The organism is Ruegeria sp. CG8, from assembly GCF_056537165.1.
This window is the reverse complement of the sequence record NZ_JBQFRA010000001.1, coordinates 1,201,843-1,208,172: the sequence shown is the minus strand read 5'-3', so window position 1 is coordinate 1,208,172 and position 6,330 is coordinate 1,201,843. Positions and strand designations below refer to the sequence as shown.

Sequence of the window (6,330 nt, the reverse complement as noted above, 5' to 3'; positions counted from 1 at the left end):
TACCGCCGCTTGAGCTGCCGCCATCACCGGACCCACCGCTGGAGCTACCGCCGCTTGAGCTGCCGCCATCACCGGACCCACCGCTGGAGCTGCCACCGCTTGAGCTGCCACCGTCACCGGAACCGCCACTGGAGCTGCCACCGCTTGAGCTGCCACCGTCACCGGAACCGCCACTGGAGCTACCGCCGCTTGAGCTGCCACCGCCATCACCGGACCCACCGCTGGAGCCGCCACCGCTGGAGCTGCCACCGCCATCACCGGACCCACCGCTGGAGCTGCCACCGCTGGAGCTGCCACCGCTGGAGCTACCGCCACTGGAACTGCCACCACTGGAGCTGCCTCCACTGGAACTGCCGCCGCTGGAGCTGCCGCCACCAGAGCTACCGCCCGGAGTGGGTGCGTTGCCCCCGCTTGAGCCGCCACCGCTTGAGCTACCACCGCTTGAGCTACCACCGCTTGAGCTACCGCCGCTTGAGCTACCGCCGCCTGAGCTCCCGCTCTGTTCCGAAGGGCCGTCGCCGGATCTTTGATCAACCGTCCCGATCGACGCGGTAGGGAAATCCGTCAGTACGGCTGCAAAAGCCGGGCAGGTCTGCAAAGTGCGGGCAAGAATGTCTTCAAAATCGGCACGACGCTGGATGTAACGCAGCATCCGTGCATCCACGACCGTACAGGCACACAGGGTTTCTGTGGAAACCGACTGCCGGGCTGTCTGGATCGTACATTTGTCCGCGGCGACAACAGGCCCACCGGACATCAGCGGCAATGAAGCTGAAGCAAATACTATTGTCAGTAGACGGGATTTGATGCGCATATCGCGCCTCCTTAAACTCGTTAAACTCATCACCGAACAACCTGGCGATGACATACTTTGAACACAAATACACCCCTATCACGTCGCATTTTCAAGGGCAACACCGCGATAGCGATGCGGAATTAACTCATCTTATGGACGAAATTGCAGGCAAAACAAAAGGGAAGCCATGATCCATTCATGGCTTCCCTGAGAAAACACCGTTTCAGATGGACGCAAAAATGTCACATTCGCGCCATTGTTTCCGACCCGTCCAAAATCGAACGGACCGGGGGTCAGGCTGACTTGGCCATACGCTTGCGTTCGTGCGGATCAAGGAACCGCTTTCGCAGTCGGATCGCGTTCGGGGTTACTTCGACCAGCTCATCGTCGTCGATGTAAGCAATGGCCTCCTCCAGCGAGAACTGGACATGCGGTGTCAGGCGAACGGCATCGTCCGAACCGCTGGCCCGCACGTTGGTCAGTTTCTTGCCTTTCAGCGGGTTCACCTCAAGGTCATTGTCCCGCGAATGTTCGCCGATAATCATGCCCTGATACACATCGGTCTGGGGGCCGACGAACATCCGCCCACGCTCTTCCAGGTTCCACAGCGCGTATGCGACGGCCTGTCCGTTCTCCATCGAGATCAGAACGCCGGCGCGCCGTCCGGGGATCGGGCCCTTGTGCGGTGCCCAGCCGTGGAACACGCGGTTCAGAACGCCGGTGCCGCGGGTGTCGGTCAGGAATTCACCGTGATAGCCGATCAGGCCACGCGACGGGACATGCGCAATGATGCGGGTTTTGCCAACTCCGGCGGGGCGCATCTCAACCAGCTCGCCCTTGCGCGCGCCTGTCACCTTTTCGATGACTGCGCCCGAGAATTCGTCATCCACGTCGATGGTGACTTCCTCGATGGGCTCCAGGCGTTGGCCGTCTTCCTCGCGGAACAGAACCTGCGGGCGCGAGATGCTGAGCTCGAACCCTTCGCGACGCATATTCTCGATCAGAACGCCCATCTGCAGTTCACCGCGGCCCGCGACCTCGAAGGCTTCGCCGCCGGGGGTGTCCGTGATCTGGATCGCCACGTTCGATTCGGCCTCTTTCATCAGGCGGTCGCGGATGACGCGCGACTGGACCTTCTTGCCGTCACGCCCCGCCAAGGGCGAGTCGTTGATGCCGAAGGTCACAGTGATGGTCGGCGGGTCAATCGGCTGGGCGGGCAGGGCCTCGACCACCTGGGGCGCCACCAGCGAATCCGCGACGGTGGCCTTGCTCATGCCCGCGATGGTTACGATGTCGCCCGCTTCGGCAACGTCGATCGGTTGCTGGCTGAGACCACGGAAGGCCAGGATCTTGGTGGCCCGGAAATTCTCGATCAGCTTGCCGTCACGGCTGAGCGCTTTGAGGCTGTCACCCGCCTTGAGCGTACCGCTTTCCACACGGCCGGTCAGAATGCGACCGATGAACGGGTCGCTGCCCAGAGTGGTCGCCAACATGCGGAAGGGTTCATCCTTGCGCTCAGCTTGTTTGGGGGCGGGAACGTGGTCGACTACCAGGTCGAACAGAGCGGACAAGTCCTTGCGCGGGCCGTCCAGTTCCATGTCGGCCCAGCCCGACCGCCCCGAGGCGTACATGGCCGGGAAATCCAGCTGGTCATCGTCGGCGCCGAGGTTGGCGAACAGGTCAAAGCATTCGTCCAGGGCGCGGTCGGGCTCGGCATCGGGCTTGTCGACCTTGTTCAGCACCACGATCGGACGCAGACCCAGCGCCAGCGCCTTCGAGGTCACGAACTTGGTCTGAGGCATCGGGCCTTCGGCGGCATCGACCAGAAGCACAACACCGTCGACCATGCTGAGGATACGCTCGACCTCGCCGCCGAAATCGGCGTGGCCGGGGGTGTCAACGATGTTGATCCGCGTGCCTTTCCACTCGACACTGGTGGCCTTGGCCAGAATGGTGATGCCGCGTTCACGTTCGAGATCGTTGCTGTCCATGGCGCGCTCGGCCACGGCCTGGTTTTCCCGGAATGCACCGGATTGTTTCAGAAGCTCGTCTACCAGGGTCGTTTTACCGTGGTCCACGTGAGCGATGATTGCGATGTTGCGCAGGTCCATGAGGTCAGCCTTTGAACGGGAAGTTGCCGCGCGCATAACGCGGCGCGGCACAAGTTACCAGCCCTAACGCGCGATCAGTGGCCCGCAGTCTGCGAAAAGAGGTGGATGACCAGAATGCCACCCAGAATCATCGCAAGGCCCAGAACCGCGGGCCAGTCCAGCCGCTGGCCGAAAACCACAAAGCCGATCAGCGCAATCAGAGCGATGCCCAGCCCGGACCAGATCGCATAAACGATGCCCACGGGCATTACCTTCAGCGTCAGCGCCATCAGGTAGAAGGCAAAGCCATAGCCCACTACCACCAGAACCGAGGGCCAGAACCGGGTGAATTGCTGGCTGGCCTGCAGTGCGGTCGTTCCGATTGTCTCGGCAATGACAGCGAGAAGGAGGATCAGGTAGGCGTGGGGCATGGTTCTTGAACCCTTGATGCATCTGCTGGGACGTTGAGCACAGAATTCAGAAACGGCGCAAGGAAATTTAGGCAGCCGCCCCTTTCGTTGGTTCACCTAGGGTCAGGTAAACCCGACTATGGCAAGGCCGGAAAGCGTGTAAACTACTCCACGTTTTCGATTACTTTTTTAACGAGTGTGTTTCATGACGACATTTGCAAAAACGGTCGTGTTTGCTTCGGCAATAATCGTGGCGATTGGGTGGCTTGCTGACGGGGGGTCCGTCGATACTGACGCAGCCAAATTGGTTGATAGGTCAAGCGCAACAACAGTTTGAACGCTACGAATGAAACGAAAAAGGAGCCCGCGGGCTCCTTTTTTGTGCGCCTATTGCTTTTCGATCGCCTTCACTTTGGACCGGTGATCCGACAGCCTCTTGATCAGGAATTGCCGCGCCTTGCGCTCGGCCAGCCGGACGCGTATTTCGGTAAGGAAAGCCTCTTCAAGCGATTGGGAGGCTGCTCCCAGCACGTCACCGACTTCGACATAGAACCGATCCTGGCCGGTTTCGTCCATGACCTTCATCGTATCCTCGGCCAGTTTCGCCGCGAGAATGGTGATGGTGTCGGACATCAGCGCGTGTTCTCGGTCAGGCGGCGTTTGACGTAGTCGGTCACGTTGGTCATCAGCGTATCCATGTGCTCACCCTGGAAGAAGTGGTCGGCTCCTTCAACCTCGGTATGGGTGATGGTGATACCCTTCTGCTCGTGCAGCTTTCCGACCAGTGCGGTGGTGTCCGCCGGCGGTGCCACACGGTCGGCCGTTCCGTTGATGATCAGCCCGGACGAGGGGCAGGGGGCAAGGAACGAAAAATCATACATGTTCGCGGGCGGCGAAACGCTGATGAAGCCGGTGATCTCGGGGCGACGCATCAGCAACTGCATGCCGATCCAGGCTCCGAACGAAAAGCCTGCGACCCAGCAGTGTTTCGAGTTGTTGTTCATCGACTGCAGATAGTCCAGCGCCGATGCCGCGTCGCTGAGCTCTCCGACGCCCTGGTCATACTCGCCCTGGCTGCGGCCGACGCCCCGGAAATTGAAGCGAAGTACCGTAAAGCCCATGTTGTAGAACGCGTAGTGCAGGTTGTAGACGACCTTGTTGTTCATGGTCCCGCCGAACTGGGGGTGCGGGTGCAGCACGATGGCGATCGGTGCGTCTTTTTCCTTTTGGGGGTGGTAACGGCCTTCCAGTCGGCCTTCAGGTCCGGGAAAAATCACCTCGGGCATGTGTGCGGTTGTCCTGTCTTTTTCTCGCGGGCGCCGGGATATACTTGACGGTTATCGTCAGGCACCTTAGAACGGTTCTAATTGAGTATCGCAGCGTGAACACGCTGTCAGTCGGAGATACGCACTGACCGCGGCGACGTCAATGTTTTCACGCGGTTCAAGCCACGAGGATCGAAGAATGAAGCTGTCAACCAAGGGCCGTTACGCGATGGTTGCGTTGGCGGACATCGCGCTTCAGCCCGCCGACACGCTGGTGACCCTGGGAGAGATTTCCGAGCGTCAGGACATTTCGCTGCCCTATCTGGAGCAGTTGTTCGTCAAGCTGCGCCGTGCCGATCTGGTTGCATCGGTGCGCGGGCCGGGCGGCGGCTATCGTTTGGCGCGGCCGGCGTCCGAGATCCGCGTGGTCGAGATTCTATCAGCCGTGGATGAAACAGTTGATGCCATGCACAAGGGGGCCGGGGCTTCGGGGGGATCCTCGGGCAGCCGGGCGCAGTCGCTGACCAACCGCCTGTGGGAAAGCCTCAGCGCGCATGTCTACGTGTTCCTGCACCAGACACGCTTGTCCGATGTGATCCAGAACGACCTTGCGCCGTGTCCAGCGGTGCCTGGGCTGTTCTCGGTCGTGGATGATTGACCGGTGAGTGGATCGGGAATCTCGAAGGGTGTGGCCGTGGATGAGTGGATGAAAAGGTGAGTCCATGAAACGTGTTTACCTGGATCACAACGCCACGACCCCGCTGCGCCCCGAGGCGCGCGACGCGATGATCGCGGCGATGGAGATTTGCGGGAACCCGTCCTCGGTGCATGCCGAGGGGCGAGCGGCCAAGGCCGTCATCGAAAAGGCGCGCGCGCAAGTTGCGGCGGCTTTTGGGGCGGATGGGGCGGATATCGTGTTCACATCCGGGTCGACCGAAGGCGCGGCGCTGGCCTTGGAAGGGCGCGACCTGCATGGCGCGGCGATCGAACATGATGCCGTAAGGGCCTGGACCGTCGAGGATTTGCCGGTTTCGAGCCAAGGCGTTGTTACGGTTGCCGATCCGGCTCGGTCCACGTTGCAGCTCGCCAATTCTGAAACCGGACTCATTCAGGCCTTGCCCAAGGGTCTGGCCGTCACCGATGCAACGCAGGCGTTCGGGAAACTGCCGATCGCGTTCAACTGGCTGGATGTGCAGATCGCGTTGGTCTCGGCGCACAAGCTGGGCGGCCCAAAAGGCGTGGGCGCCGTGGTGATGACACGCGGCACCGATCTGCAAGCCCGGATCAAGGGCGGTGGCCAGGAAATGGGGCGCCGGTCGGGGACGGAAAATGTCATTGGAATCGCGGGGTTCGGCGCTGCGGCTGAAGCGGCGGCGCGGGATCTGGCAAACGGGGTTTGGGAAAAGGTTGCAGAACTTAGAAATATTCTAGAAAAGGCCCTTGAGGCTGGTTCTAAATCTACTATTTTTGTCGGGAAAGATCAGGATCGGTTGCCCAACACCCTGTGCTTTGCGACGCCCGGCTGGAAGGGCGAAACGCAGGTGATGCAGATGGATCTGTCGGGCTTTGCGATCAGCGCCGGTTCGGCCTGCTCCAGTGGCAAGGTGAAGGCAAGCGCGGTACTGACCGCGATGGGATATGACGAGGCCACGGCGGCCAGCGCGGTGCGCGTTTCGCTGGGCCCCGAGACGAGCGAAGAAGACGTGCTACGTTTCGCCGAGACGTGGCTGGAAAAAGAGAAAAAGCATCGCGCGCGGGCCGCGTGATCT

At 60.9% G+C, this 6,330-nt stretch carries 7 protein-coding genes; 2 read left to right on the top strand and 5 right to left on the bottom strand.

What is annotated here, in order from left to right; all coding sequences use genetic code 11:
- The 5 genes from ACR0EF_RS05970 to ACR0EF_RS05950 all read right to left on the bottom strand — a co-directional run.
- Positions 1-757: hypothetical protein (locus ACR0EF_RS05970; RefSeq protein ID WP_480771317.1), on the bottom strand; the 757-nt coding region annotated here is incomplete at its 3' end.
- A 332-nt stretch (positions 758-1,089) separates the two neighbouring features.
- Positions 1,090-2,907, bottom strand: a complete 1,818-nt coding sequence (gene typA / locus ACR0EF_RS05965) for a translational GTPase TypA (protein WP_170371033.1) — start codon at positions 2,905-2,907, stop codon at positions 1,090-1,092.
- 74 nt (positions 2,908-2,981) lie between these two features.
- Positions 2,982-3,317, bottom strand: a complete 336-nt coding sequence (locus tag ACR0EF_RS05960; RefSeq protein ID WP_170339109.1) for a DMT family transporter — start codon at positions 3,315-3,317, stop codon at positions 2,982-2,984.
- 366 nt (positions 3,318-3,683) lie between these two features.
- Positions 3,684-3,929 (bottom strand): hypothetical protein, encoded by a 246-nt coding sequence (locus ACR0EF_RS05955; protein ID WP_093962100.1) that lies wholly within the window; start codon positions 3,927-3,929, stop codon positions 3,684-3,686.
- Positions 3,929-4,582: an alpha/beta hydrolase gene (locus ACR0EF_RS05950; RefSeq protein WP_093962099.1), complete on the bottom strand. Its 654-nt coding sequence runs from the start codon at positions 4,580-4,582 to the stop codon at positions 3,929-3,931. The genes ACR0EF_RS05955 and ACR0EF_RS05950 overlap by 1 nt, the downstream gene beginning before the upstream one ends.
- Before the next feature lie 178 nt (positions 4,583-4,760).
- On the opposite strand from ACR0EF_RS05950, the gene iscR reads away from it, so the two are divergent.
- On the top strand, positions 4,761-5,219 hold the full coding sequence (gene iscR, locus ACR0EF_RS05945) for a Fe-S cluster assembly transcriptional regulator IscR (protein ID WP_093962098.1): 459 nt from the start codon (positions 4,761-4,763) through the stop codon (positions 5,217-5,219).
- A 64-nt stretch (positions 5,220-5,283) separates the two neighbouring features.
- Positions 5,284-6,327, top strand: coding sequence for a cysteine desulfurase family protein (locus ACR0EF_RS05940; protein WP_170371035.1), 1,044 nt, complete (start codon positions 5,284-5,286; stop codon positions 6,325-6,327).
- The last annotated feature ends 3 nt before the right edge of the window (positions 6,328-6,330 follow it).